Below are 26,293 nucleotides of genomic sequence, written 5' to 3' on the forward strand. Positions count from 1 at the left end.
TTACGCTCCTGGTTGAGCACGCATCATCGCGCCAGGTTTGTTAAAAGTGAAATTGATTATATATTTATAATCTACCGCTATAAGTGATAAGGCAGGATATATGCTGTTCGCACGACTGGGGCGCTTCATCACGCTCATCAAAAGAGATGTTTTAACGCTCGCCTATGCCTGCCGCGATCCCCGAACGCCGCTGTGGTGTAAAGGCGCGGCCGTGGGACTCATGGCGTACGGCATCAGCCCCATTGATGTGATCCCTGATGTCATCCCGGTCGTCGGGCTACTCGATGATGCAGTGATCATTCCCACCGGCGTAATGTTGCTGCTGAAAATGTTACCCACGGAAGTGCGCGCCAGCAGCGCAGAGCGTGCCCGGCAGCAGCGTGCACGCGGTAAAACCCTGTTCGGTGTGCTGGGTGTGGTTTTTCTGCTGTGGATAGCCCTGATGGTTTACCTCTTACAGCGTTAGATTCAGGAGTCTCCATGCACATTACACTGCGACAAATCGACGTTTTTACCGAAGTGCTGAAAAGCGGCTCCACCACGCAGGCTTCTCAGGTGCTGGCCTTGTCCCAGTCAGCCGTCAGTGCGGCACTCGCCGATCTGGAAAACCAGCTTGGCGTTCAGCTTTTCGACCGTGTAGGTAAGCGACTGGTAGTGAATGAACACGGCCGGTTACTATACCCGCGGGCCGTCGGCCTGCTTGAACAGGCGACGGAAATCGAACAGCTGTTTAAAGAAGATAACGGGGCTATCCGAATTTATGCCAGTAGCACAATCGGGAATTACCTGTTGCCGGGGATGATTGCCGGCTACCGCCGTGATTTCCCGACCTTACCTTTAGAGCTGAGCGTGGGAAACAGCCAGGACGTGATCATGGCCGTGTCTGAATTCAGGGTTGATGTCGGGTTAATCGAAGGTCCCTGTCATATGACGGAACTGGTAAGCGAGCCCTGGCTTGACGATGAGCTGGTGGTGTTTGCCGCGCCGGCTGCTGCCATTTTACAGCAGCCGGTGACGCTGGCATCGCTGGCGGAGGCCACCTGGATTCTTCGCGAACGGGGTTCAGGGACGCGCGAAATCGTTGATTACCTGCTGCTGTCTCATCTGCCGACCTTCCAACTGGGCATGGAACTGGGCAACTCCGAAGCGATCAAACATGCCGTGCGTCACGGCATGGGCATTAGCTGTTTATCCCGTCGGGTTATTGCCGACCAGCTCAGTGCCGGAACGCTCATTGAGCTGAATACGCCTTTGCCCAATTTGACGCGTACGCTTTACCGTATTCATCACCGGCAAAAACATATCTCAAAGGCGCTGTCACGGTTTTTGTCCTACTGCCGGGAATAACCGCAGGGGGAGGCTGATGATGAAATAAGCGGTTCAACCCCTTGAAATTCAGGGAGACAGGCGCTGCCGCTAATAATCTGCCGCCTATCATGAAGGTAACTTATATCAACGCAGCATTCGCTATACAGTGCGGCCTTTGCTGCTACAATCGCGCCTTATTTTTACCCAGCGTAATGTTTACACATGCATAATGACACAAAAACAACACAACAACCTGCGTTACGACGCGATCTAAAAGCGCGTCACCTCACCATGATCGCCATTGGCGGTTCAATCGGTACAGGCCTCTTTGTGGCATCAGGTGCCACCATCTCTCAGGCCGGTCCAGGCGGCGCGTTACTCTCCTATGTTCTGATTGGTTTGATGGTTTATTTCCTCATGACCAGCCTGGGTGAACTGGCGGCATTTATGCCAGTATCCGGTTCTTTTGCTACCTACGGTGCGAAATACGTCGAAGAAGGCTTTGGTTTTGCCCTTGGCTGGAACTACTGGTACAACTGGGCGGTTACGATTGCCGTTGACCTGGTGGCTTCCCAACTGGTGATGAATTACTGGTTCCCGGACACGCCAGGATGGATCTGGAGCGCTCTGTTCCTGAGCCTGATGTTCCTGATCAACTACATCTCGGTGAAAGGCTTCGGCGAAACGGAGTACTGGTTTTCGCTAATAAAGGTTGTCACCGTGGTGATCTTTATCGTGGTTGGCGTACTGATGATTGTCGGGATTATGCGCGGCGCTGAAAATGCGGGCTGGCATAACTGGCAGGTCGGTGACGCGCCATTTGCGGGCGGTTTCGCCGCGATGATCGGCGTGGCGATGATTGTCGGCTTCTCCTTCCAGGGCACTGAACTCATCGGTATTGCGGCGGGCGAATCAGAAGATCCGGCGAAGAATATTCCTCGCGCAGTACGTCAGGTGTTCTGGCGTATCCTGCTCTTCTATGTGCTGGCTATCCTGATCATCAGCCTGATTTTGCCTTATACCGATCCGCAGCTGTTACACAATGATATTAAAGATATCAGCGTCAGTCCGTTTACGCTGGTGTTCAAAAATGCCGGTCTGCTGTCAGCGGCGGCGGTGATGAACGCGGTCATTTTAACGGCGGTATTGTCCGCGGGTAACTCCGGAATGTACGCCTCAACGCGCATGCTTTATAACCTTGCACGCGAAGGCAAAGCACCGCGTATCTTTGCCCGCCTGTCAAAAGGTGGCGTCCCCCGTAATGCCCTGTGGGCGACCACGGTGGTGGCTGGTCTGTGCTTTTTAACCTCGAAATTTGGCAATCAGGAAGTCTATCTCTGGCTGTTGAATACCTCAGGCATGACCGGCTTTATCGCCTGGCTCGGTATTGCAATCAGCCACTACCGTTTCCGTCGGGGTTACGTTGCGCAGGGCCACGATCTTACTGCGCTGCCATATCGTTCCGGCTTTTTTCCCGTTGGACCGATTTTTGCTTTTGTCCTTTGTCTGATTATCACTCTGGGCCAGAATTATCAGGCGTTCCTGCAGGATAAAATCGACTGGTACGGCGTGGCGGCTACCTATATCGGTCTGCCTCTGTTCCTGCTGATCTGGCTGGGTTACAGGCTGGTGCGGGGCGGTCGGATCGTCAAATATACTGAAATGGAATTTCCCGTCTATAAAGAGTAACAATGCCTGAAAGCGCCCGGTGAACGCCGGGCGTTTTTTAAGCTTACGTCATCACTGTTAACATTCCATGAATTGATAATTATTATCACCTGCACTATTGTGGCTGCGTTTTTAATTCTGGAGCCATTACTGGGTTGAATCATGACAACGGAATCCTCGTTGATCGGTGCTGAAGCGGATCATCAGCACACATTAAAAAATTATCATCAGGTTGTGCGCCGCCGAATCTTCTGGCTGGGTGCGCTGCTGATAGCGATACTCGCCTCACTCGTTCTTGATTTTACGCTCGGTCCGGCAGGGCTCTCTTTGTCCGTGTTGTGGCACACGCTGCTCTCTCCTGAGAGCGTCGATGCAGGTACCCGCGTAATCGTCTGGGATATTCGCCTGCCTTATGCCTTGATGGCGATTGTTGTTGGCCTGGCGCTGGGCCTCGCCGGCGCCGAAATGCAAACGATCCTGAATAATCCGCTCGCCAGTCCGTTCACGCTGGGCGTGTCTTCTGCGGCGGCGTTTGGTGCAGCACTGGCGATTATTCTAGGCGTAGGGATTCCGGGCATCTCCGGGCAGTGGTTTATCTCGGCCAACGCCTTTCTGTTTGCCCTGTTTGCCGCGTTGATGCTGGATGGCATTACGCGATGGACTCAGGTGTCATCGTCCGGTGTGGTGCTGTTTGGTATCGCCCTGGTGTTTACTTTTAACGCCCTGGTTTCAATGATGCAGTTTATTGCCAGCGAAGATACGTTACAGGGGCTGGTGTTCTGGACCATGGGCAGCCTGGCGCGCGCCTCCTGGGAAAAGCTGGGCGTACTAAGTGCGGCCTTTGCGCTGCTGGTTCCCTTCTCTATGCTCAGCAGCTGGAAACTTACCGCGTTGCGCCTGGGTGAAGACAGGGCGATCAGTTTTGGTATTGATGTTCGTCGTTTACGCCTGGCCACGCTGCTCCGTATCAGCGTACTGTCCGCGCTGGCCGTCGCCTTCGTCGGACCGATTGGCTTTATTGGGCTGGTGGCACCGCATATTTCCCGCATGATGTTTGGTGAAGATCATCGCTTCTATTTGCCGGCCAGCGCGCTGACCGGTGCCCTGGTGTTGTCGCTGGCTTCTGTGGCGTCGAAAAACCTTATTCCCGGCGCCATCGTGCCGGTGGGCATTGTGACTTCGCTGATTGGCGTACCGTTCTTCCTGAGTATTATTCTGCGTCACCGGGGGACAGTATGAGGGAGCAAGGATTAAGCCTGCGCGGCTTCACGACCGGTTATCCCAAACACCAGGTCATTGAAAACCTGAATGTGGCGCGCCTGCCGCGTGGGGAAATTACGGTTCTGCTAGGACCGAACGGCTGTGGCAAATCTACGCTGCTGCGTGCGCTGGCCGGACTGAATAAAGGGCAGGGCGAGCTGTGGCTCAACGGGGAAGACCTGATGACCCAGCCTTTCGCCCAGCGTGCCAGACAGGTCGTGTATCTGCCCCAGTCGCTGCCGGCTGGCGTTCATCTGCACGTGCTGGAGTCCATTATCGTGGCACAGCGCGCCTCCAGTGGTTTACATAGCGCCGCCAGCGAGGCGGACGTGATGGCGCTGCTGGAGCAACTGGGCATTGCGCATCTGGCCATGCGTTACCTTGACCAGCTCTCCGGTGGACAGAAACAGTTAGTGGGCCTGGCGCAGTCGCTGATTCGTCGGCCTGCGCTGCTGCTGCTGGACGAACCGCTCAGCGCGCTGGATTTAAACTACCAGTTCCACGTGATGGATTTGGTACGGCGTGAAACCGCGCTGCGCAATATGGTCACGGTGGTGGTGGTGCACGATATCAATATTGCCTTACGCCACGCTAAGCATGCGGTGATGCTTAAAGCGGGCAGGTTAATTGCCGAAGGCACGCCGGATAGCGTTATCACCCCAGCAACCCTGGCGCAGGTTTACGGCGTACAGGGCCGCATTGAGCACTGTTCACGCGGTACACCGCAGGTCATGATTGACGGGCTGGTACAGGAAGGACTGTCTTGAAATCAGGGGATTGCACTGGCAATCCCCTGTGTGAGATCACCCTACCAGCAGGTGTTGCGCATGGAAGCGCAGGTGATCTTCGACAAAGCTGGCAATGAAGAAGTAGCTGTGATCGTAGCCAGGCTGGATGCGCAGGGTCAACGGGAAGCCCATTTCCTGCGCGATCGCTTCTAAGCGCTCCGGCTGCAGTTGATCCGCCAGGAACTGATCGCTGTCGCCCTGATCGATCAACAACGGCAGACGATGCTGAACCTCCCGCATCAGCTGGCAGCTGTCGTAGGCGAGCCAGGCCTGGCGATCGTCCCCCAGATAGGCCGTGAATGCTTTCTGGCCCCAGGGAACCTCACAAGGGTTAACGATGGGCGCAAAGGCGGAAGCCGACGCAAAGCGGTTTCCCAGACGTAATGCCAGCATCAGCGCACCGTGTCCGCCCATGGAGTGGCCCATTATCGACTGACGTTCACTGACCTTAAAGTTATCGGCAACCAGCTCAGGCAGCTCGTCACTCAGGTAGTCGAACATACGGTAATGATCCGCCCAGGGCTGTTGCGTGGCGTTGAGGTAAAAACCTGCGCCCTGGCCCAGGTCATAGCCTTCGTCATTCGCAACCTGCTCACCGCGTGGGCTGGTGTCCGGCATGATTAACACCAGGCCCAGCTCGGCAGCGACACGCTGTGCGCCAGCCTTGGTGGTGAAGTTCTCGTCGTTGCAGGTCAGGCCCGCCAAAAACCACACCACCGGCGGCGGGGAATCACCGCGCGGACTCGGCAAATAGATACTGAACGTCATCGGGCAATGAAGCACCTGAGACTGATGACGCCAGCGCTGCTGCCAGCCGCCAAAAATACGATGCTCTTCCAGCAGCTCCAGAGTAGATGTCATAGATAGCGCCCCCGGTTACTTGTTAAAATGCACGACGGAGCGGATCGATTTCCCTTCATGCATTAAATCAAAGGCGTCATTAATCTCTTCAAGCGGCATGGTATGAGTAATGAAATCGTTCAGCGCGAATTTCCCATCAAGATAATCCTGCACGATACCGGGAAGTTGTGAACGGCCTTTCACGCCACCGAAAGCAGAGCCACGCCAGACGCGGCCGGTTACCAGCTGGAATGGACGCGTTGAAATCTCCTGACCTGCGCCTGCAACGCCGATGATCACCGACTCGCCCCAGCCCTTGTGACAGCACTCCAGAGCAGAGCGCATCACATTGACGTTACCGATACATTCAAAGGAATAATCCACGCCGCCGTCGGTGAGTTCAACAATCACGTCCTGAATAGGCTTGTCATAGTCTTTCGGGTTAATCAGATCGGTGGCACCCAGCTTACGCGCCAGATCAAACTTACTGGTGTTGATATCAATACCAATAATGCGGCCCGCTTTGGCCATTTTCGCGCCGATAATCGCCGACAGACCAATGCCGCCCAACCCAAAGATGGCAACGGTATCGCCTTCTTTAACCTTGGCGGTGTTCATCACTGCGCCCATACCGGTGGTTACGCCACAACCCAGCAGGCACACTTCTTCCAGTGGCGCTTCTTTACTGATTTTCGCCAGGGAGATTTCAGGCACGACGGTATATTCAGAGAAGGTTGAAGTGCCCATGTAGTGGAAAATCGGCTTGCCGTCTTTAAAGAAACGCGTGGTACCGTCAGGCATCAGACCTTTGCCCTGCGTGGTGCGGATGGCCTGACACAGATTCGTTTTACCGGACAGGCAGAACTTACATTGACCACATTCTGGCGTGTAAAGCGGGATCACGTGATCGCCCACTTCAACGCTGGTCACGCCTTCGCCGACCGCTTCAACAACGCCACCGCCTTCGTGACCCAGAATCGCCGGGAACACGCCTTCAGGATCGCTGCCGGACAGCGTATACGCATCCGTATGGCAGACGCCGGTGGCGACGATACGTACCAGCACTTCCCCTTTCTGCGGCGGCATAAGATCCACTTCTTCGATTTTTAGCGGTTCACCTGCGGCCCAGGCTACGGCGGCACGGGTTTTGATCATGTTCATGCAATCCCTCTTCCAGTCAGATTGTGACGCGATGTGGCGTCTGGATGGTCGTGATAAGTTAAAAATAGCGCGGAAACTCTATTCCGCCGCCTGCAATGGATGCATCAGCTCGTCATTGAGCGGACGATCGTGAAATTGTTCAATAATAAGATACTTTAGCGCCTCAACGTTGGGCGTGAAGGCATCGCGTCGCCACATCAGCCAGGTGGCGGTGTTGCGATATTCAGCCGGCAGGCTGTGTACCTGAACACGGGCGCGGTCTGGCATCTGTTTCAGCACCGACGCGGGAATCATAGCCACGCCCGCGCCGCCTGCGACACAGGCCAGCATGGCATGGTAAGACTGAATCTCCATCACGCTGTGAGGCGCGGCCTGGCTGTCGCGGTACCAGGCTTCAAGTTTAACCCGGTAAGAACAGCTGTTGCGAAAGGCAAACAGAGTATCGTCTTGCGTGTCGCGCGCGCAGGTTACCGGGATATGATCAAGATCGGTGATCAAGACCATCTCCTCGCGAAATGCAATACAGCCATTCAGATCGTCGTGCTGAACCGGGCCATCGACCAGGGCCGCGGCCAGCGTGCCTTCACGTACTCGATCAATAATTTCCCCTGAGGTGCCCGTGATCAGCGATAAGGCGACAGCAGGAAAACGCTGATGGAAGGCAGCCAGAAGGCCCGGCAGGCGCGTCGCGGCGGTACTCTCCATCGAGCCAAGTGCAAAATTCCCGCCGGGTTTACCCGCTCGGGTCATATTTAATGCTTCATCACTCAGGGCCAGAATACGCTGGGCGTAGTTAAGGAAATTATGGCCCATGGGTGACAGGCGAATGCGCTGTTTTTCGCGAATAAACAGATCGACACCCAGTTCCTCTTCCAGCTGACGCAGACGCGTCGTGAGGTTGGAGGGAACCCGATGCAGTTGTTCCGCAGCACGGGCCAGGGAACCGCTTTCTGCCACGGAACAGAACATACGTAACTGAACTAAATCCATAGTGTTCTCTTCCTGTAAACAAGTTGCTTAAGATTATTCACTTTTTGTGAGTTTAAGCATCGTTCATGCTATAAGCAAGTTTCTGTGTAAAAAACTGAGGTGGCAGATGGCGTTTCGCGTGGCAATAAGTGCATTTTTGACGTTGTTTGTTGTAATGGGAATCGGGCGCTTTGCCTTCACTCCGCAGGTTCCCCTGATGATTCAGGCGCACCAGTTAACGCTGACCAGCGCCAGCCTGGTGGCGGCGTTAAACTATCTGGGCTACCTGTGCGGGTCTTTCGATGCCATGCGCGCACGCCATAAGGTCGCGTTGCGTCTGCAACTCGGAACGTGGGGTGCCGTGGTGCTGACGGCACTGTCGGCCTTTGCCGACGGGCCGTGGTGGCATGGCGTTATTCGCTTTGCCATCGGCTGGGCCAGTGGATGCGCCCTGGTGCTGGCGGCGGCGTGGAGCAACGAGCAGTTGCATCAGTATGGTCGTCCGGGGCTGTCGGCAGCCGTCTTTGCCGGACCGGGTGCAGGCATTTTTATCAGCGGTCTGCTCGCGGTGAGCTTGCACAGTTATCAGGTCTCAGCGGCGCTGGCCTGGTGGGTTTATGCCGCGCTGGCGGCGCTATTGGTGGCGCTCATTAGCCGAAATCTGCCGCGCAAGGGTGAGCTACATCGTCCGGAGCAGGCACCGCCGTCGCTGGTGCTGACCCGTAACCTCCGGCGGCTGGTCCTGAGTTACAGCCTGGCGGGCTTTGGCTATATTCTCCCCGCGACATTTCTTTCACAAATGGCTGCAGTGCGTTTTCCAGGCAGTGCCATGGCACAGTTTGTCTGGCCGATATTCGGCGGTGCGGCGGTCATCGGTATTGTTCTGGGCATTGTCACGCGCAAGACGGGGAGCAGTCATGCCCGCCTGGCGGTGGCCCTGTGGGCACAGGCGCTGGGTGTGCTGGCGGCCGCATTGCTACCGGGATTCAGCGGGCTGCTTATTGGTGCGCTACTGGTAGGGGGCGGCTTTCTGTGTGTGGTACAGCTGTCTTTGCTCTGTGCCCGTGAACTGGCACCGCAGCATATGCGGTATATGGCCGGCCTGCTGACAACCGGCTACGCAGTTGGGCAACTGGCAGGGCCCATGCTCTCCTCGCTGTCAACGCTGTTTCTTCATCGTCTCGAACCCGCACTGTGGGTGGCAGGGGCCAGTCTGATCGTCGCAGGGCTTCTGGTCTGGCGGCGGGAGGCGTGAAAAGCTTTCATCTCCAATCGGATTGATTGCTGGATTCCCTGCACAGAAAGTTTCACAATACGCACTCAGAAATATGACCCGCTGGCAACAGACGGCGGGCGCAACACCTGTCGGAGAAGAGTAAGATGAGCACCTTGAGTCAGGAAGCTGCACTGGTCCACGAAGCGCTGCTGGCGCGTGGGCTGGAAACGCCGCTGCGCGCACCCACGCGTGAAATAGACGATGAAACGCGTAAGAGCCTGATTGCAGGCCATATGACGGAAATCATGCAGCTGCTGAATCTGGATCTTGAAGATGACAGCCTGATGGAAACCCCGCATCGCATCGCCAAAATGTATGTCGATGAGGTCTTTTCCGGTCTCGATTATGCCAACTTCCCCAAAATCACGCTCATCGAAAACAAGATGAAAGTGGATGAGATGGTGACGGTTCGCGACATTACGCTGACCAGCACCTGCGAACATCATTTTGTGATTATCGACGGGAAAGCCACCGTCGCGTATATCCCTAAAGATAAGGTGATCGGCTTATCCAAGATCAACCGCATCGTGCAGTTCTTCGCGCAGCGGCCTCAGGTGCAGGAGCGTTTAACACAGCAGGTCCTGCTGGCGCTGCAAACGCTGTTGGGAACGAATAACGTTGCCGTTTCGATCGATGCCGTTCACTACTGTGTGAAAGCGCGCGGCGTGAAGGATGCCACCAGCGCCACGACCACGACCTCGCTGGGTGGGCTGTTTAAATCCAGTCAAAATACCCGTCAGGAATTCCTGCGCGCGGTGCGTCATAACTAAATCTGACGGGCGGGCGCGACGGTCGCCCGCCTGAGACATCAGGATCCCACATGCAACGCTACCTCGTGCTGGATTTTATTCGGGGCTGTGCCATTCTCGGCATTCTGTTGTTAAATATTATTGGCTTTGGTTTACCTTCTGCTGCCTACCTTAATCCTGCCTGGCAGGGCAGCATCACACTTTCTGATGCCTGGACGTGGGCTATTTCCGATGTCTTTGCCCAGCTTAAATTCCTGACGCTTTTCGCTCTGCTGTTTGGAGCAGGCCTGCAGATGCAGCTGTCACGCGGTAGCCGCTGGCTGACTGCCCGTTTATCCCTGTTAGTGATGCTGGGATTGATTCACAGCGTATTTATCTGGGAAGGCGATATCTTGCTGGATTACGGCATTATCGGGCTGGTTATCTGGCGTATGCTGCGCGATGTTCCCTCTACCCGGGGGTTAATTAACACCGGAATTCTGCTCTATCTGATGGGATGCGCCGTGTTGCTGGTATTTGGCTTGATCTCCAGCCCTGAAACGTCGCCCTCATGGCTCCCGGGCGCTGCAGAGATCCAGTACGAGCAGTTCTGGAAGCTCACGGGCGGTCTGGCCGCCGTGCAGATTCGTTTAGATCACCTTTCTTCGGGATTGATGGCGCTGGTGGCCCAGTACGGCTGGCAACTGGCGGGACTGATGATGCTGGGGGCGGCGCTGGTGCGCAGCGGATGGCTGAAAGGAACCTTTCCTCTACAGCACTACCGACGCGTTGCCGCGCTGTTGCTGCCGCTGGGTTTGCTGATGGCGGCGGCGGGCGTTGCCGCACAGTGGTGGGTTCACTGGGACTACCGCTGGAGCGCGTTTTATCTGCAACTGCCGCGCGATCTGGCCAGTCCGCTCATCAGCCTCGGCTATACGGCATTGTGTTTCGGCTTTTGGTCTTCGGTTCAGCGCTGGCGGCTGAGCTATGCCATTCGTTGCGTAGGTCGAATGGCGCTCAGCAACTACCTGTTGCAATCCCTGATCTGTACCACGCTCTTTTATCGCTTCGGCGAGTTTATGCATTTCTCACGCCTGCAGCTGGTGATGCTGGTGCCAGTCATCTGGTGCGTTAACCTGCTGTTTTCCGTGCTGTGGCTGCGTTACTTCCCGCAGGGCCCCCTCGAATGGATCTGGCGTCGTCTGACGCTGATTGCCGCAGGCGCACCGTCCACTTCCCCCTCTGAAAGATAATGACCGCCATCACAAAGGTTACAGAATTGTATGTAACCGTTTTCATTGATGTGACGTAATTCACGCTGTGTGGCGATCTTCCCTGACAAAATAGCGCCGGTGTTGTAACTGGCGTAATGCCTTATCTCTCTGGAAGTGCTGCATGATAACGATTCGTGATGTTGCGCGTCAGGCCGGTGTGTCAGTGGCCACCGTTTCGCGCGTACTAAATAACAGCAGCGCGGTCACCGCTGAAACACGTGACGTCGTGTTACAGGCGGTTGACGCTCTGGGCTATCGCCCAAACGCCAACGCTCAGGCGCTGGCTACCCAGGTGAGTGATACCATCGGGGTGGTGGTTATGGATGTTTCCGACCCCTTTTTCGGCGCGCTGGTGAAGGCGGTCGATACCGTGGCACAGCGCGTGCACAAGCATGTTCTGATCAGTAACTCCTGGCACCATGAAGAAAAAGAACGCCACGCCATTGAAGTGTTGATACGCCAACGCTGCAATGCGCTGGTGGTGCACGCGAAAACGCTTTCAGACGCCGAACTGGCCGATTTTATGAGCCAGGTGCCCGGTATGGTGGTGATTAACCGTAGCGTGCCGGGTTTCGAGCATCGCTGTGTCAGCCTTGATAATGTAACGGGCGCATTGATGGCCTCAAGAATGCTGCTGCAACAGGGGCATTGCCGCATTGGCTATTTGTGTTCCAGTCATCCCATTGAAGACGTTACACAGCGGCGTGAAGGCTGGCTGCAGGCCCTGGCAGAGCAGGGGATTCGTCCGCAGGAAAGCTGGATAGCCAGCGCCGAACCCGACATGCAGGGCGGCGAAGCCGCAATGGTTGAACTGCTGGGGCGTAATCTCAATCTGAGCGCCATATTCGCCTATAACGACAGCATGGCGGCAGGCGCGCTTACGGCCCTTAAAGACAACGGAATTCAGGTCCCTCAGCATTTTTCCGTAGTGGGCTTCGACGATATTCCGATTTCCCGATACACCGATCCGCAACTGACCACCGTTCGCTATCCCATTGTTTCAATGGCAAAACTTGCCACCGAACTGGCGCTTCAGGGGGCCGCGGGCTGTATCGACAGCAGTGCAAAACACATCTTTATGCCGACGCTGGTACGCCGCCATTCCGTAGCGCAAAAGCAAATTGTGGAGTCCGTCACTAATTCAGGCGATTCCACGATGTAACCGTTTTCAATCTGTGATTGTATTCACAGTTAATTAACATTGCTATCACTATGATGGCAGCGTCTTACAGTACTGAAACATTATGTAACGCCACTCTCCTGTTGAGGGCACCGGCCTGGTCGCCGGTTTACATGGTTCATGACACGCACTATGGATGCAGTAGCCTACACGGAAGTCACGGAAGTTGAGTTTTGCATGGCACAGCAGTGGCTCAGCCTGATAGAGAGCGCATCCTGCCTCGCCGAATAATTCTACCTGATGTTCTAACGCCATCTGCGCGGCAGAACAAAAAAAGACCCTGCAAAAAAACCGGAGATACCATGAATAAGAAGGTTTTCACGCTCACAGCACTGGTTGCCAGCATGATGTTTGGTGCAACGGCGCATGCCGCTGACACGCGTATCGGCGTAACCATTTACAAATACGACGACAACTTCATGTCGATGGTACGTAAAGATATCGAGAAAGAAGCCAAGACGCTGGGCGGTATTCAGCTGCTGATGAATGACTCGCAGAACGACCAGTCTAAACAGAACGATCAAATTGACGTGCTGATGGCAAAAGGCGTGAAAGCGCTGGCAATTAACCTGGTCGATCCGGCCGCGGCCGCGGTGGTTGTCCAGAAAGCCCGTGCTAACGACATTCCCGTGGTGTTCTTCAACAAAGAGCCAAACGCGAAAGTGCTGGCCAGCTATGACAAAGCTTACTACGTGGGTACTGACTCAAAAGAGTCTGGTGTGATTCAGGGCAAACTGATTGAGAAGCACTGGAAAGCAACCCCGGCCTGGGACCTGAATAAAGATGGTGTGATTCAGTTCGTTCTGCTGAAAGGCGAGCCGGGCCATCCGGATGCGGAAGCGCGTACCAAATACGTTATCGATACGCTGAACAAAGACGGTGTTAAAACCCAGCAGTTAGCGATGGATACGGCAATGTGGGATACCGCTCAGGCGAAAGATAAGATGGACGCCTGGCTGTCAGGCCCTAACGCCAAGAAAATCGAAGTGGTTATCGCCAACAACGATGCCATGGCAATGGGTGCCGTAGAAGCGCTGAAAGCACACAACATGTCTTCCATCCCGGTCTTCGGTGTGGATGCGTTACCTGAAGCACTGGCGCTGGTTAAGTCAGGCGCAATGGCCGGTACCGTGCTGAATGACGCGGAAAACCAGGCGAAAGCCACCATCGACATGGCCAAGAACCTTGCAGATGGCAAACCGGCGACGGCAGGCACCAACTTCAAGATGGTTGATAAGATCGTACGCGTACCTTATGTACCGGTTGATCAGGAAAACCTGTCTCAGTTCCAGAAATAACTCTTTGCAGACGGGCGCGGCAGCTGCTGCGCCTTTTTTATGTCATCACCGTTTTGTAGCCAGGTAAATTATGGCCAGTGATAATACGACCGCGCAGCGCGAATATCTGCTGGAAATGACCAACGTCAGTAAATCATTTCCCGGCGTGAAAGCTCTCGACAACGTTAATTTAAAAGTGCGGCCTCACTCCGTTCATGCACTGATGGGTGAAAACGGCGCTGGTAAATCGACATTGTTAAAGTGTTTATTTGGTATCTATAAAAAAGATACAGGCAGCATTCTTTTTCAAGGGCAGGAAATAGATTACAAAAGCTCCAAAGAAGCGCTGGAAAACGGCGTGTCGATGGTGCACCAGGAATTAAACCTGGTATTACAGCGTACCGTGATGGACAACATGTGGCTTGGGCGTTATCCACGCAAAGGCCTTTTTGTCGATCAGGACAAAATGTACCGTGATACCAAAGCGATTTTCGACGAGCTGGATATTAATATCGATCCGCGTGATAAAGTCGCCCATCTCTCCGTCTCGCAAATGCAGATGATTGAGATTGCCAAAGCATTTTCCTATGACGCTAAAATCGTGATCATGGATGAACCGACTTCTTCGTTAACCGAAAAAGAAGTTAATCATCTGTTCACGATTATTCGTAAGCTCAAAGATCGCGGCTGTGGAATTGTTTATATCTCGCATAAAATGGAAGAAATTTTCCAGCTGTGCGATGAAATTACCATCCTGCGTGATGGCCAGTGGATTGTGACTCAGCCGCTTGAAGGGCTGGATATGGATAAGATCATCTCCATGATGGTTGGGCGTTCTCTCAGTCAGCGCTTCCCGGATCGCACCAATGTTCCGGGTGAAACCATTCTGGAGGTGCGCAATCTGACCTCGCTGCGTCAGCCCTCAATTCGCGATATTTCTTTTGATTTACGTAAAGGGGAGATACTCGGCATTGCCGGGTTAGTGGGTGCAAAACGTACCGATATCGTTGAAACGCTGTTTGGCATTCGCGAAAAATCGGGCGGCACAATTAAACTGCATGGTAAAACGATTAACAATCATACCGCCAATGAAGCCATTAACCATGGTTTTGCGCTGGTAACTGAAGAGCGTCGTTCTACCGGTATTTACGCTTTTCTGGATATTGGATTTAATTCCCTGATATCCAATATCAAAAAATATAAGAACAGTATTGGTCTGCTGGATAATAAACGCATGAAAAGCGATACCCAATGGGTTATCGACGCTATGCGGGTAAAAACGCCAGGGCATCATACGCAAATTGGTTCACTTTCTGGTGGTAACCAACAGAAGGTCATTATTGGTCGCTGGTTGCTGACTCAGCCTGAAATCTTAATGCTTGATGAACCCACGCGCGGTATTGATGTGGGGGCCAAATTCGAAATTTATCAGCTGATGGCTGAGCTGGCGAAGAAGGAAAAGGGCATCATTATTATCTCTTCCGAAATGCCAGAGTTGCTGGGCATCACCGATCGTATTCTGGTAATGAGTAACGGTCTGGTCGCCGGCATTGTTGATACGAAAACGACCACGCAGAACGAAATATTGCGTTTAGCGTCATTACACCTTTAATGAAGTAAGGGCTGTTAACATGAAAGCGACTACAAAAAAGAATGCGCTAACCTGGCTGAAAGAGGGCGGCATTTATGTCGTACTGCTGGTACTACTGGCTGTTATTATTTTCCAGGATCCGACATTTTTAAGTTTAATGAACCTGAGTAACATTCTGACCCAGTCTTCGGTGCGTATTATTATCGCGCTGGGCGTGGCGGGGCTGATTGTGACCCAGGGTACTGACCTGTCTGCCGGGCGTCAGGTGGGGCTGGCCGCCATTGTGGCCGCCTCATTGCTGCAATCCATGGATAACGTCAACAAAGTGTTTCCGCATCTGGAAACCGTGCCGATTCCGGTCGTTATCCTGATTGTTTGTGTGATTGGTGCCGTTATTGGTCTGGTGAATGGTGTCATTATTGCCTATCTGAAAGTGACGCCTTTTATCACTACGTTGGGTACCATGATCATCGTTTATGGCATTAACTCACTGTATTACGACTTCGTTGGGGCCTCACCGATTGCGGGCTTCTATGATGGCTTCTCAACTTTCACACAAGGCTTCCTTCGTTTCGGTGATTTCAAACTGTCTTACATCACCTTCTATGCAGCGATTGCTGTCGTGTTTGTCTGGATTCTGTGGAACAAAACGCGCTTTGGTAAAAACATTTTTGCTATCGGGGGTAACCCGGAAGCGGCAAAAGTGTCAGGTGTGAACGTTAACCTGAACCTGATCCTGATTTATGCCTTGTCAGGCGTGTTTTATGCCTTCGGCGGTATGCTGGAAGCGGGTCGTATCGGCTCAGCCACGAATAACCTCGGTTTCATGTATGAACTGGATGCTATCGCAGCCTGCGTAGTCGGTGGCGTGTCCTTTGCCGGTGGTGTCGGTACGGTGGCCGGTGTGGTGACCGGGGTGCTGATCTTCACCGTCATCAACTACGGTTTGACCTATATCGGTATCAACCCTTACTGGCAGTACATCATCAAGGGCGGCATCATTATCTTCGCTGTGGCGCTCGACTCGTTGAAGTACTCGCGTAAAAAATAACAGCAGTGGCAATGATGTAAGCGGCCTCAGGGCCGCTTTTTTTGCGCCCTTTTACGCGGTGTTGTGGGGGTCGCCCATCGTCGGGGCGCTGTTTCTTTCATGGCACCGGCTCAACGTCACGGTGCGCAACCCTGAATTGGCTGGCGGACGTCGCCGCAGCCTTCCCGTTTCATTTCTGACAGCCGCATCAGGCAGGTAAGGTGGGGGAGCCATAAGCCATTCCGGGCTCATCTGTTACTGAAACGCGGGTAAACGGGGTAAATTACTGACGGCGTTTCTGTTCCAGTTCCAGAAGCTGTTCCGGCGTCACGGCAGGATAGCTCTGTGCATCTTCAGGAACTTCATGTACAGCCGGGATCGGCACCAGCGGGCCAAGGAAACGCGGTTCGCGCTTCAGTAAAAACAGATCGGCCAGCGCACCCAGCCGCGCACCGACTTCACGCATTCGTACGCTGAGCATATTTTTAGGAGACGGAACCGCATAGCACTGCGCCTGAATCCCCAGGTGCAGGGCAATAAACAGCGCCCGTTCGCAGTGAAAACGTTGGGTAATGATAATAAAGTCGTTGGTATCGAATACCTTACGCGTACGGACTATAGAATCCAGCGTACGGAAGCCCGCATAGTCCAGCACAATATCAGCAGGATCGACGCCACCTTTGATGAGATCGCGCCGCATAGTCATGGGTTCGTTGTAGCTTTGCTGCGCATTGTCCCCGCTCAGCAGCAGGTAGTTCACCTTTCCACTGTTATAGGCGTTAAGCGCGCCCTGCATGCGGTACAGGTAATACTGGTTAATCACGCCGGTGCGATAATATTTGGCCGTGCCCAGTACCACCCCGACCTGACGGTGGGGAAGGGATGCAAGGTTGTCATAGATATAGGGTGCCGTTTTCCAGCTGATCCAGCGGTCCAGGCCGAGCGCCGTCGCCACCATCGTTAAGATGATGAAAAGCAGAGCAATGAAAACGCGTTTCAACATGCGCCTGAGCACTCGAGATCCGAAGTTTGGGTGGGACAAGGCTACTTGAGCGTCACCCGCTAAGCAAGTTTACCCCGTCTGGCTGGTGTAAATTTAAGCAGCGCTGGATCCGCAGGGATCCAGCGCCGTGTTTTTAGATAGAGGTACGGCGGTAGTGGCGGTATTGAGGCAGCCAGAAATTATTGGCGATAGACTGTGAGAGCACGTCTTCTGAAGTCACCACCGCGACGCCCGCGAGCTGGGCAGCTTTGCCCACTTCCATCGCGATAATCTTCGACACGCCCTGAATATCTTTAATTTCAGGCAGAACCGGGCCTTCACCATCGTTCACCAGCGGTGAACAATCCGCAAGAGCACGGCTGGCCGTCATCAGCATGGTATCGGTGACACGCGATGCGCCAGACGCAATCACGCCCAGGCCAATGCCAGGGAAGATGTAGGAGTTATTACACTGCGCGATCGGGTAGGTCTTACCGTTCCACGAAACCGGTGAGAACGGACTACCGGTAGCGACCAGGGCGGCACCATCGGTCCAGGCAATAATGTCTGCCGGCGTGGCCTCAACGCGAGACGTTGGGTTAGAAAGCGGCATCACGATTGGACGTTTGCAGTGCTTGTGCATCTCACGGATGATCTCTTCTGTGAACAGCCCAGGCTGACCTGACACACCGATTAAGATGTCTGGCTGTGCGTTACGCACCACGTCCAGCAGTGAGATCGCATCATTTGAGGTATCCCAGTCTTTCAGGTTGTCGCTTTTCTGCACCAGCTTGCTCTGGAAATCGAGCAGGTTAGGCAGTTTGTCGGTCAGCAAACCAAAGCGATCCACCATCATGACGCGACGACGGGCTTCGTCGTCGCTCAGACCTTCAGATTTCATCTGTGCGATGATCTGTTCGGCAATACCACAACCGGCTGAACCCGCGCCCAGGAAGACAACCTTCTGCTCGCACAGGCGGCTGCCTGCTGCACGGCTCGCGGCAATAAGGGTGCCAACGGTGACCGCAGCGGTACCCTGAATGTCATCATTGAAGCAGCACACTTCGTCACGATAGCGCTCCAGCAGCGGCATGGCGTTTTTCTGTGCAAAATCTTCGAACTGCAACAGCACTTTTGGCCAGCGGCGTTTCACGGCCTGAATAAACTCGTTTACAAACTCGTCATATTCTTCGCCCGTGATACGGGGATGGCGCCAGCCCATGTACAGCGGATCGTTAAGCAGCTGCTGGTTATTGGTGCCCACATCCAGCACCACTGGCAGGGTATAAGCCGGGCTGATGCCGCCACAGGCGGTGTACAGGGACAGCTTACCGATTGGAATGCCCATGCCACCGATGCCCTGATCGCCCAGGCCAAGGATGCGCTCACCGTCAGTGACCACAATCACTTTCACATTTTGTTTGGTGGCGTTTTGCAGCATGTCTTCGATGTGCGCACGGTTGGGATAGGAGATGAACACGCCACGCGCGCGGCGGTAAATTTCTGAGAAGTGTTCGCAGGCGGCACCGACGGTTGGCGTGTAGATAATCGGCATCATCTCTTCGAGATGGTTGTCCAGCAGACGATAAAACAGCGTTTCGTTGGTATCCTGAATGTTGCGCAGGTAGACATGTTTATCGTTGTTGTTTTTGAAGTCCTGAAACTGACGCCATGCGCGTTTTGCCTGCTCTTCGATGGATTCTACCGCTTCTGGCAGTAAGCCATTGAGGTTAAATTCATTGCGCTCTTCGATGCTGAAGGCACTGCCTTTATTCAGCAGCGGAAATTCCAGCAATATAGGGCCAGCATAAGGAATATATAGCGGGCGTTTACTTTCGTATTCGAGTTCCATGCAGTCATGCTCCGGTTGCAAGTTTTCCTGGCGCAATAATCAAAGAGTAGGGTGACGCCAGTTTTATTGTGATGACGAAGACCTGGCGCCAGATCCTATGAAATTTCTGGCCGATGTACAGCTTTTGTAAATAAAAGATTTAGAAACTGTTTAAAACCGTGCCTCACCTTACGCTTTTGCCAGCGTAAGGTGCGTCAGGTTATCGCAACCCAGGGCGTGCAGGGTGGCCTGAGTTGCAGAGAACTGATCCAGGGCTGGCTGCGGCGTCTGGGCTAATGCGGCGGCCTGAATATCGTGGCAGGATTCCCCCGCCATATTCAGTAGAATCAGCGCGGCCTGCAAAGGGGGCAGGCTGGGATTGAAGGCGGCGTTTTCTGCATAGCGTCCGCTGAAAATCCGGCCGGAGGCGGTCTGTAACGCCACTCCGCTGAACGCCCGACTGTAAGGCGCATGGCTGCGATTAGCCGCCTTAACGGCGGCCTGAGACAGCGCATCGCCCGTTGCAACATAACCCTGGTCCACATCATCCATCAGGCGTTCGGTGATATTCAGATCGCCTGGGCCGAATGCGTCAGGCAGATAGTGCGCCAACGTATGCACCGCGCGCTGCGGCAGGCTAATGCGAATATCTGTGCCGCTGTTAAGTTCATTCATAAACTGGCGACAGTGACCGCAGGGGGTGTAATTGACAGTAATGGTCTCCAGACGGGATTCACCGCGCAGCCAGGCATGGGTGACGGCGCTCTGTTCAGCATGAACGGTTTGCTGCATGGTCGCGCCGGCAAATTCCATATTGGCGCCGAAATACCAGTTGCCGCTGACGCCGCGCGCAATCGCGCCGACGTTAAAATGTGAAAGCGTGGCAACCGCGCAGGCAGCGGCAACCGGCAGAAGCGCCAGCGCCAGCGCATCGGCATCCAGTTGAGTTTGCTCTTGCAACAAGGTGACCTGAACGGCCTGCAGCATCGCGTCAAATCCCGGCTCGCTCAGCACCGGACGCAGCGCGGTTTGCAGAGTGGCTGGAAGTACTTCAAAGGCAGAGTGGAAACGTGGATGCATGGAAGCCTCATTCAATCATCAGGGCAATGTGCCAGACATCGGTTTATATGTGATCTCTGTCTCTCTGACAATGCAACATGTCTTACAGTTTTCAACTTTGCGAGATCTCTCGCAAAGTTTTAGCCAAACCAGTGCAGCAGCAGCGGGAAAATAAAGGGGGCGAGCAACGAGGTGATGATGCCGCAGATCACCAGCGCCAGCGAGCTGAAGGCACCTTCCTGAAAATCAAGTTCCGCTGCCCTGGCCGTTCCCAACGCATGCGAGGCATTGCCAATCGCCAGCCCGCGTGCGGCTTTGCTTTTCACTCCCAGCAGATTAAGCAACATATGACCAAACACGGCGCCCAGCACGCCCGCAATCAGGACACAAATTGCGCTGATGGCGGGAATGCCGTGCAGTGAGGCTGAAACCGCCATGGCGATCGGCGTGGTAACTGATTTCGGCAAAATCGTGGCGGCGATTTCTGGTGTGGCGCCCATCCACAGCGCGATGGCGGTGCCTGAAATCATCGCCGTCAGGCTGCCGATCACGCAGACGCCAATAATGGATTTCCAGCGGGCGCGAATTTGATGCATCTGCTCATACAGCGGCAGCGCCAGGGCCACGACGGCGGGCTGCAACAGTTGATTCAGTATCTCGCTGCCTGCGAAGTAGCGGGCATAAGGCATGTGCAGTAACAGCAGAAGGGGAATAATCACCGCCATGGAGACCAGAAGCGGGTTCAGCAAGGGAATTTTCAGCGTTGCCGCCAGCTTGCGCGCCAGCAAAAAAGCACCGACAGTGAGGGGCAATGACCACCAGATATCACTCATCGTTGCCCCCTTTGATCACGGGGCGCGAATGCAGCTTATGCGCGCTTAACCCTACAATGGCCAGGACAGCGAAGGTACTGACAAGACAGGAGACCACAACAGGACCGAACTGCGCGGTAAGAATATCGGTGTAATTCATGACGCCAACGCTGATGGGCACAAACAGCAGCGCCATATAGCGAATAATCAGATGGCAACCCGGTTTGACCCAACGCACGGGCAGGATTTGCGACGCAAGCAGCGCAAACAGAATCAGCATGCCAATAATGCTGCCGGGCAGGGTGATGGGCAGCAGCAGGGCCACGCCGTTTCCGGCATATAAGCAAAGATAGATAATGATAAAAGCGCGCAGATAACGCCAACTCATCGTTAGCACGGTGTGCATGACAGGCTCCTGTTTTTAACGGGGTTTATCATACGCACTAACGGTCAGGCCCGCCAGCAATCAGCGGTGTGGCTGAAGCGCCATCCCCGGCGGTAAACCGCAGAGGATGGCCAACGGACTATTTCACCGGCATGCCGGGCACCGCGCCGCTGTCTACGGACAGGACAAACAGATCTTTGCCGCCGGGACCGGCAGACAGCACCATGCCTTCTGACACGCCAAACCGCATTTTACGCGGCGCAAGGTTGGCCACGATAATGGTCATTTTGCCAACCAGTACCGCCGGATCGGGATAGGCCGCACGAATACCGGAGAAAATCTGGCGCTTCTCGCCGCCCAGATCCAGTTCAAGACGCAGCAGCTTGTCCGAGCCTTCGACGAATTCCGCTTTCTCAATCAGCGCCACGCGCATATCGACTTTGGCAAAATCATCAATGGTAATGGTATCGCCAATCGGCGCATCGGCCAGCGGGCCGGTCGCCGCGGGTTTATTGGCGTCTGCCGCATCCGCTTTTGACGCCTCAATCAGGCCGTCGACCTTCGCCATTTCGATTCGGCCATACAGGGCCTTGAACGGCGCAACCTGATGGTTCAGCAGCGGTTGCTGAATGGCATCCCAGTGCAGCTCAGTGTTCAGGAACGCTTCGGCGCGCGCGCTCAGCGACGGCATGACCGGTTTCAGCCAGGTCATCAGCACCCGGAACAGGTTAATGCCCATCGAGCAAATGGCCTGCAGGTCTGCATCGCGGCCTTCCTGCTTCGCCACCACCCACGGCGCCTGCTCATCCACATAGCGGTTAGCCAGATCGGCCAGCGCCATGATTTCACGAATGGCACGGCCAAATTCACGGCTGGCCCAGGCCTCACCAATCTTCTCAGATGCGTCCAGGAAGGTTTGATACAGCGCCGGATCGGCCAGCTCAGCTGACAGCTTGCCGTCAAAGCGTTTGGTGATAAAACCGGCATTACGTGAGGCCAGGTTCACCACTTTGTTAACGATATCGGCGTTAACGCGCTGAACAAAATCTTCCAGATTCAGGTCGATGTCATCAATGCGCGAAGAGAGCTTGGCCGCATAGTAGTAGCGCAGGCTGTCGGCATCCAGGTGCTGTAACCAGGTGCTGGCTTTGATAAAGGTTCCACGCGACTTCGACATTTTTGCACCGTTGACGGTGACGTAGCCGTGCACGAACAGGTTAGTCGGCTTGCGGAAACCGCTGCCTTCCAGCATGGCCGGCCAGAACAGGCTGTGGAAGTAGACAATGTCTTTACCGATGAAGTGATACAGCTCCGTGGTGGAATCCTGCTGCCAGAATTCGTCAAAGTTAATATCGCCACGTTTGTCACACAGGTTCTTAAAGGATCCCATGTAGCCGATAGGCGCATCCAGCCAGACGTAGAAATATTTGCCCGGCGCGCCAGGGATTTCGAAGCCAAAATACGGCGCATCGCGCGAGATATCCCACTGTTGCAGACCGGATTCGAACCACTCCTGCATTTTGTTCGCGACCTGCTCCTGCAGTGCGCCAGAACGGGTCCAGGCACGCAACATCTCACTGAACGAGGGGAGATCGAAGAAGAAATGCTCGGAATCACGCAGCACGGGTGTTGCACCCGACACCACAGATTTCGGATCGATCAGTTCAGTCGGGCTGTAGGTCGCGCTGCACACTTCGCAGTTATCGCCGTACTGGTCAGGTGACTTACATTTTGGGCAGGTTCCCTTAACAAAACGGTCAGGCAGGAACATGCCTTTTTCCGGATCGTACAGCTGAGAGATGGTCCGGTTTTTAATGAAACCGTTCTCTTTCAGGCGGCCGTAAATCAGCCCGGCGAGCTCACGGTTCTCATCGCCATGCGTGGAATGGTAATTGTCATAGCTGATGTTGAAACCGGCGAAATCTGTTTCATGCTCCTGCTTCATTTCAGCAATCATCTGCTCCGGCGCAATACCCAGCTGCTGGGCTTTCAGCATGATCGGCGTACCGTGAGCGTCATCGGCGCAGATGAAATAAACCTGATTGCCACGCATTCGCTGATAACGCACCCAAATGTCCGCCTGGATATGCTCGAGCATGTGGCCGAGATGAATTGAGCCGTTTGCGTAAGGCAGGGCGCAGGTTACCAGAATTTTTTTAGCGACTTGAGTCATAGTTTGCGTAGCTTTCAGTTAAGTAAAAAAACGGGCTTAGATGGTAACCGATGGGCACAGCCGCGTAAACATAAGGGATTTCCCGTGCGCGACAGCCCGCGAAACGATCGGCATCTGATAGTATTGTTAGTACATCGCTGAAACACAGCGCAGGCCTAGCAGAAAAAGGAGTGGGGATGACAGCGCAATCCCGGGAACCGCATACACCAGAAGCTTTACGCGCCGTTGTGGCCGGCGTACTGAGCGGCTTTGAACATCCGACGCTTCAACGTAACCTCATTGCACTCAAGGCGTTACACCACGTAGCCCTGTTGGACGGCACGCTGCACATTGAACTGCTGATGCCGTTCGCCTGGAACGGGGCGTTTGAAGAGGTGAAAGCAGAAACCAGTGCTGAGCTGCTGCGCCTCAGTGGCGCGCAGGCTATCGACTGGCGTCTCAGTCATGATATCGCCACCCTGAAGCGGGTTAAAAATCATCCCGGCGTTAACGGCGTGAAGAACATTATTGCCGTCAGCTCTGGCAAAGGCGGCGTGGGTAAATCGAGCACGGCAGTTAATCTGGCCCTGGCGTTAATTGCAGAAGGGGCACGCGTAGGCATTCTGGACGCCGACATTTATGGCCCGTCCGTGCCCAACATGCTGGGGTGTGAAAAAGAGCGGCCAACGTCGCCAGACGGTAAGCATATGGCCCCTGTTATGTCGCACGGGCTGGCAACCAACTCCATCGGTTATCTGGTAACAGATGATAATGCGATGGTCTGGCGCGGCCCGATGGCCAGTAAAGCGCTCATGCAGCTGCTTACCGAAACCCAGTGGCCAGAGCTGGATTATCTGGTGCTGGATATGCCGCCGGGCACCGGCGACATTCAGCTTACGCTGGCGCAAAGCGTACCGGTCACCGGCGCGCTGGTGGTCACCACGCCGCAGGATATTGCGCTTATCGACGCGCGTAAGGGGATGGTAATGTTTGAGAAGGTGAACGTGCCGGTACTGGGCGTTGTGGAAAATATGAGTATTCATATTTGCAGCGAGTGCGGCCATCACGAGCCAATCTTTGGCACCGGCGGCGCGCAACGGCTGGTGGATGACTATGGTACCCGGCTGCTGGCGCAGCTACCGTTGCATATTCACCTGCGTGAAGACCTCGACGATGGCGAACCCACTGTGATCCGTCGTCCACACAGCGAGTTCGCGGCACTTTATCGCCAGCTTGCCGGCCGGGTGGCGGCTCAGCTCTACTGGCAGGGCGAGGTGATTCCGGGCGATATCGCGTTTCGCGCGCTTTAACGCCCGCTGGCCTCGCTGGTGTAGAGCGATGGCTGAGGATAGTGCATCAGCACATAATTCCCCTGTTCGCTCTCACCCTGAGAAATGATTTTCCAGCCGCGCTGCAAATAAAATGTTTGTGCGGCTTTGTTCATTTCCAGGCACTTTAGCGCGCCCGTTGAGGTGAAGCGCCCCTGAACCTCATTAAGCAGCGCGCTGCCTACGCCACGGCCCTGATAAGCCGGATCGACATACAGGCTGTGCAGAAAATTATCGTTTTCCATCAGCCCGGCAAACCCCACCCGATGACCGTCCAGTTCTGCAACCAGAATCGTCTCGCCGGGGATGATCTGATCGAAATCTTCAAGCTGCCAGTCCTCGTTTTCAATCCAGTCCCAGTTATGGCGGCGTGCCGCCAGATACAAGGTTCGCAGAAAAGGGCGGTCAGCCTCAGTAAACAGTCGAATATGCACATCGCGCTCCATTAATCCTTTTTAACAAACATGGCAGGGATTGCCAAAAAAGCAAAAGCAGAACAAATGTCATCTCTTTCACTGTACACTGCTGGGCGGTGCCTTTCGGGGAGACAGGAACGGGTGGTGAATTTCAGGCGCTGGATTTCACGCATAAGCAAGTAAAACGTGATTTCGCAGCGAGCGTTGCCGCCGTAAAGTCGGTTTTTTCCCTGAAAGATCAAGACGATCGGCGTTTGATAGCTTTCGTTTATTTTATTGATAACGAGGGCTTATTAGATGTTGGCCCGAAAAATTTGTAATCTGCATCACATATTCTAAAGGAGGCCATCACATGTCCATTATCAATACCAAAATTAAGCCGTTCAAAAACAGCGCATTCAAAAACGGCGAATTCATTGATGTAACCGAGAAAGACGTTGAAGGTAAATGGAGTGTTTTCTTCTTCTATCCTGCTGACTTCACTTTCGTTTGCCCAACCGAACTGGGCGACGTAGCGGATCATTACGAAGAGTTCCAGAAAATGGGCGTGGACATCTATTCCGTGTCTACCGATACCCACTTTACCCACAAAGCCTGGCACGGTTCTTCCGACACCATCGCGAAAATCAAATATGCGATGATTGGTGACCCAACTGGCGCGCTGACCCGCAACTTCGACATCATGCGCGAAGACGAAGGTCTGGCGGATCGTGGTACGTTTATCGTTGATCCACAGGGCGTGATCCAGGCAGTAGAAATCACTGCTGAAGGTATCGGCCGTGACGCGTCTGATCTGCTGCGCAAAGTGAAAGCGGCACAGTATGTGGCGTCTCACCCAGGTGAAGTGTGCCCGGCGAAATGGAAAGAAGGTGATGCCACTCTGGCACCGTCTCTGGACCTGGTTGGCAAAATCTAATTTCGCATCGATACGTCGATCATTTTCTCATCGGGTGCTGCGGCACCCGATTTTTTGACCAG

24 protein-coding genes are annotated in these 26,293 nt (G+C 54.3%); 14 read left to right on the forward strand and 10 right to left on the reverse strand.

Annotated elements, in window-relative coordinates:
- The first annotated feature begins 100 nt into the window (after positions 1–100).
- The 5 genes from QLG08_RS01735 to QLG08_RS01755 all read left to right on the forward strand — a co-directional run bounded on the left by QLG08_RS01735 (position 101) and on the right by QLG08_RS01755 (position 5,003).
- Positions 101–466, forward strand: a complete 366-nt coding sequence (locus QLG08_RS01735; protein WP_013026432.1) for a YkvA family protein — start codon at positions 101–103, stop codon at positions 464–466.
- A gap of 14 nt (positions 467–480) precedes the next feature.
- A complete protein-coding gene (gene yieE, locus QLG08_RS01740; RefSeq protein ID WP_210523708.1) occupies positions 481–1,347 on the forward strand; it encodes a DNA-binding transcriptional regulator YeiE in 867 nt (288 codons plus the stop codon).
- 183 nt (positions 1,348–1,530) lie between these two features.
- The gene (locus QLG08_RS01745) at positions 1,531–2,997 is read left to right on the forward strand and encodes an amino acid permease (protein WP_282472791.1); all 1,467 of its coding nucleotides are present in this window, start codon (positions 1,531–1,533) and stop codon (positions 2,995–2,997) included.
- A gap of 141 nt (positions 2,998–3,138) precedes the next feature.
- Positions 3,139–4,215 carry an iron ABC transporter permease gene (locus tag QLG08_RS01750; RefSeq protein ID WP_013026429.1) on the forward strand — a complete coding sequence of 359 codons (1,077 nt, stop codon included), beginning with the start codon at positions 3,139–3,141 and terminating at the stop codon, positions 4,213–4,215.
- Positions 4,212–5,003 carry an ABC transporter ATP-binding protein gene (locus tag QLG08_RS01755; RefSeq protein ID WP_014594113.1) on the forward strand — a complete coding sequence of 264 codons (792 nt, stop codon included), beginning with the start codon at positions 4,212–4,214 and terminating at the stop codon, positions 5,001–5,003. Before QLG08_RS01750 ends, QLG08_RS01755 begins: the two co-directional genes overlap by 4 nt.
- A gap of 36 nt (positions 5,004–5,039) precedes the next feature.
- Here QLG08_RS01755 and fghA read toward each other — a convergent pair whose 3' ends face one another.
- The 3 genes from fghA to QLG08_RS01770 all read right to left on the reverse strand — a co-directional run bounded on the left by fghA (position 5,040) and on the right by QLG08_RS01770 (position 8,015).
- On the reverse strand, positions 5,040–5,885 hold the full coding sequence (gene fghA / locus QLG08_RS01760) for an S-formylglutathione hydrolase (RefSeq protein ID WP_013026427.1): 846 nt from the start codon (positions 5,883–5,885) through the stop codon (positions 5,040–5,042).
- Positions 5,886–5,900: 15 nt separating this feature from the next.
- Entirely contained in the window at positions 5,901–7,025 is a 1,125-nt protein-coding gene (locus tag QLG08_RS01765; protein ID WP_013026426.1) for an S-(hydroxymethyl)glutathione dehydrogenase/class III alcohol dehydrogenase, read from the reverse strand.
- A gap of 78 nt (positions 7,026–7,103) precedes the next feature.
- Positions 7,104–8,015 (reverse strand): LysR family transcriptional regulator, encoded by a 912-nt coding sequence (locus QLG08_RS01770; RefSeq protein WP_013026425.1) that lies wholly within the window; start codon positions 8,013–8,015, stop codon positions 7,104–7,106.
- 106 nt (positions 8,016–8,121) lie between these two features.
- Between QLG08_RS01770 and QLG08_RS01775 the strand changes: the two genes are divergently transcribed.
- From QLG08_RS01775 to mglC, 7 genes are all read left to right on the forward strand, one after another.
- Positions 8,122–9,249: a YbfB/YjiJ family MFS transporter gene (locus QLG08_RS01775; RefSeq protein ID WP_014594112.1), complete on the forward strand. Its 1,128-nt coding sequence runs from the start codon at positions 8,122–8,124 to the stop codon at positions 9,247–9,249.
- 125 nt (positions 9,250–9,374) lie between these two features.
- Positions 9,375–10,040, forward strand: a complete 666-nt coding sequence (gene folE / locus QLG08_RS01780; RefSeq protein WP_014594111.1) for a GTP cyclohydrolase I FolE — start codon at positions 9,375–9,377, stop codon at positions 10,038–10,040.
- Between the two features lie 50 nt (positions 10,041–10,090).
- Positions 10,091–11,251 carry a DUF418 domain-containing protein YeiB gene (gene yeiB / locus QLG08_RS01785; protein ID WP_014594110.1) on the forward strand — a complete coding sequence of 387 codons (1,161 nt, stop codon included), beginning with the start codon at positions 10,091–10,093 and terminating at the stop codon, positions 11,249–11,251.
- A gap of 142 nt (positions 11,252–11,393) precedes the next feature.
- A complete protein-coding gene (gene galS, locus QLG08_RS01790) occupies positions 11,394–12,434 on the forward strand; it encodes an HTH-type transcriptional regulator GalS (RefSeq protein WP_013026421.1) in 1,041 nt (346 codons plus the stop codon).
- 320 nt (positions 12,435–12,754) lie between these two features.
- Positions 12,755–13,750, forward strand: a complete 996-nt coding sequence (mglB, locus tag QLG08_RS01795) for a galactose/glucose ABC transporter substrate-binding protein MglB (RefSeq protein WP_013026420.1) — start codon at positions 12,755–12,757, stop codon at positions 13,748–13,750.
- Between the two features lie 70 nt (positions 13,751–13,820).
- Complete coding sequence (gene mglA / locus QLG08_RS01800; RefSeq protein WP_013026419.1) at positions 13,821–15,341, forward strand: galactose/methyl galactoside ABC transporter ATP-binding protein MglA; 1,521 nt, start codon at positions 13,821–13,823, stop codon at positions 15,339–15,341.
- A 19-nt stretch (positions 15,342–15,360) separates the two neighbouring features.
- The gene (gene mglC, locus QLG08_RS01805; RefSeq protein WP_013026418.1) at positions 15,361–16,371 is read left to right on the forward strand and encodes a galactose/methyl galactoside ABC transporter permease MglC; all 1,011 of its coding nucleotides are present in this window, start codon (positions 15,361–15,363) and stop codon (positions 16,369–16,371) included.
- Positions 16,372–16,633: 262 nt separating this feature from the next.
- Here the strand turns inward: mglC and sanA are convergent, their stop codons facing one another.
- The 6 genes from sanA to metG form a co-directional block, all read right to left on the reverse strand.
- Positions 16,634–17,353, reverse strand: a complete 720-nt coding sequence (sanA, locus tag QLG08_RS01810; protein WP_014594108.1) for an outer membrane permeability protein SanA — start codon at positions 17,351–17,353, stop codon at positions 16,634–16,636.
- A 133-nt stretch (positions 17,354–17,486) separates the two neighbouring features.
- The gene (locus QLG08_RS01815) at positions 17,487–19,184 is read right to left on the reverse strand and encodes an NAD-dependent malic enzyme (RefSeq protein WP_014594107.1); all 1,698 of its coding nucleotides are present in this window, start codon (positions 19,182–19,184) and stop codon (positions 17,487–17,489) included.
- A gap of 168 nt (positions 19,185–19,352) precedes the next feature.
- Positions 19,353–20,243 carry a cytidine deaminase gene (cdd, locus tag QLG08_RS01820; protein ID WP_104933505.1) on the reverse strand — a complete coding sequence of 297 codons (891 nt, stop codon included), beginning with the start codon at positions 20,241–20,243 and terminating at the stop codon, positions 19,353–19,355.
- A 119-nt stretch (positions 20,244–20,362) separates the two neighbouring features.
- Complete coding sequence (locus tag QLG08_RS01825) at positions 20,363–21,055, reverse strand: CidB/LrgB family autolysis modulator (protein ID WP_014594105.1); 693 nt, start codon at positions 21,053–21,055, stop codon at positions 20,363–20,365.
- Positions 21,048–21,440, reverse strand: a complete 393-nt coding sequence (locus tag QLG08_RS01830) for a CidA/LrgA family protein (RefSeq protein WP_014605429.1) — start codon at positions 21,438–21,440, stop codon at positions 21,048–21,050. Before QLG08_RS01830 ends, QLG08_RS01825 begins: the two co-directional genes overlap by 8 nt.
- Positions 21,441–21,558: 118 nt before the next feature.
- Positions 21,559–23,592 carry a methionine--tRNA ligase gene (metG, locus tag QLG08_RS01835; protein WP_013026412.1) on the reverse strand — a complete coding sequence of 678 codons (2,034 nt, stop codon included), beginning with the start codon at positions 23,590–23,592 and terminating at the stop codon, positions 21,559–21,561.
- 176 nt (positions 23,593–23,768) lie between these two features.
- On the opposite strand from metG, the gene apbC reads away from it, so the two are divergent.
- Positions 23,769–24,881: an iron-sulfur cluster carrier protein ApbC gene (gene apbC / locus QLG08_RS01840; RefSeq protein ID WP_014594102.1), complete on the forward strand. Its 1,113-nt coding sequence runs from the start codon at positions 23,769–23,771 to the stop codon at positions 24,879–24,881.
- Here the strand turns inward: apbC and QLG08_RS01845 are convergent.
- Entirely contained in the window at positions 24,878–25,333 is a 456-nt protein-coding gene (locus tag QLG08_RS01845) for a GNAT family N-acetyltransferase (RefSeq protein ID WP_041458008.1), read from the reverse strand. The genes apbC and QLG08_RS01845 overlap by 4 nt on opposite strands.
- 334 nt (positions 25,334–25,667) lie before the next feature.
- Between QLG08_RS01845 and ahpC the strand changes: the two genes are divergently transcribed.
- On the forward strand, positions 25,668–26,231 hold the full coding sequence (gene ahpC / locus QLG08_RS01850) for an alkyl hydroperoxide reductase subunit C (protein ID WP_013026408.1): 564 nt from the start codon (positions 25,668–25,670) through the stop codon (positions 26,229–26,231).
- The last annotated feature ends 62 nt before the right edge of the window (positions 26,232–26,293 follow it).

The organism is Pantoea sp. V106_11, from assembly GCF_029967885.1.
GTDB lineage: Bacteria > Pseudomonadota > Gammaproteobacteria > Enterobacterales > Enterobacteriaceae > Pantoea > Pantoea ananatis.

Bases quoted from the DNA above. Each gene is read 5' to 3' on its own strand.
- QLG08_RS01745 (WP_282472791.1), top strand. From the start codon at position 1,531: ATGCATAATGACACAAAAACAACACAACAACCTGCGTTACGACGCGAT.
- QLG08_RS01770 (WP_013026425.1), bottom strand. From the start codon at position 8,015: ATGGATTTAGTTCAGTTACGTATGTTCTGTTCCGTGGCAGAAAGCGGT.
- mglC (WP_013026418.1), top strand. From the start codon at position 15,361: ATGAAAGCGACTACAAAAAAGAATGCGCTAACCTGGCTGAAAGAGGGC.
- fghA (WP_013026427.1), bottom strand. From the start codon at position 5,885: ATGACATCTACTCTGGAGCTGCTGGAAGAGCATCGTATTTTTGGCGGC.
- QLG08_RS01735 (WP_013026432.1), top strand. From the start codon at position 101: ATGCTGTTCGCACGACTGGGGCGCTTCATCACGCTCATCAAAAGAGAT.
- QLG08_RS01825 (WP_014594105.1), bottom strand. From the start codon at position 21,055: ATGAGTGATATCTGGTGGTCATTGCCCCTCACTGTCGGTGCTTTTTTG.
- sanA (WP_014594108.1), bottom strand. From the start codon at position 17,353: ATGTTGAAACGCGTTTTCATTGCTCTGCTTTTCATCATCTTAACGATG.
- apbC (WP_014594102.1), top strand. From the start codon at position 23,769: ATGACAGCGCAATCCCGGGAACCGCATACACCAGAAGCTTTACGCGCC.
- QLG08_RS01815 (WP_014594107.1), bottom strand. From the start codon at position 19,184: ATGGAACTCGAATACGAAAGTAAACGCCCGCTATATATTCCTTATGCT.
- metG (WP_013026412.1), bottom strand. From the start codon at position 23,592: ATGACTCAAGTCGCTAAAAAAATTCTGGTAACCTGCGCCCTGCCTTAC.
- QLG08_RS01830 (WP_014605429.1), bottom strand. From the start codon at position 21,440: ATGCACACCGTGCTAACGATGAGTTGGCGTTATCTGCGCGCTTTTATC.
- mglB (WP_013026420.1), top strand. From the start codon at position 12,755: ATGAATAAGAAGGTTTTCACGCTCACAGCACTGGTTGCCAGCATGATG.
- yeiB (WP_014594110.1), top strand. From the start codon at position 10,091: ATGCAACGCTACCTCGTGCTGGATTTTATTCGGGGCTGTGCCATTCTC.
- folE (WP_014594111.1), top strand. From the start codon at position 9,375: ATGAGCACCTTGAGTCAGGAAGCTGCACTGGTCCACGAAGCGCTGCTG.
- cdd (WP_104933505.1), bottom strand. From the start codon at position 20,243: ATGCATCCACGTTTCCACTCTGCCTTTGAAGTACTTCCAGCCACTCTG.
- galS (WP_013026421.1), top strand. From the start codon at position 11,394: ATGATAACGATTCGTGATGTTGCGCGTCAGGCCGGTGTGTCAGTGGCC.
- QLG08_RS01750 (WP_013026429.1), top strand. From the start codon at position 3,139: ATGACAACGGAATCCTCGTTGATCGGTGCTGAAGCGGATCATCAGCAC.
- ahpC (WP_013026408.1), top strand. From the start codon at position 25,668: ATGTCCATTATCAATACCAAAATTAAGCCGTTCAAAAACAGCGCATTC.
- QLG08_RS01755 (WP_014594113.1), top strand. From the start codon at position 4,212: ATGAGGGAGCAAGGATTAAGCCTGCGCGGCTTCACGACCGGTTATCCC.
- mglA (WP_013026419.1), top strand. From the start codon at position 13,821: ATGGCCAGTGATAATACGACCGCGCAGCGCGAATATCTGCTGGAAATG.
- yieE (WP_210523708.1), top strand. From the start codon at position 481: ATGCACATTACACTGCGACAAATCGACGTTTTTACCGAAGTGCTGAAA.
- QLG08_RS01775 (WP_014594112.1), top strand. From the start codon at position 8,122: ATGGCGTTTCGCGTGGCAATAAGTGCATTTTTGACGTTGTTTGTTGTA.
- QLG08_RS01765 (WP_013026426.1), bottom strand. From the start codon at position 7,025: ATGAACATGATCAAAACCCGTGCCGCCGTAGCCTGGGCCGCAGGTGAA.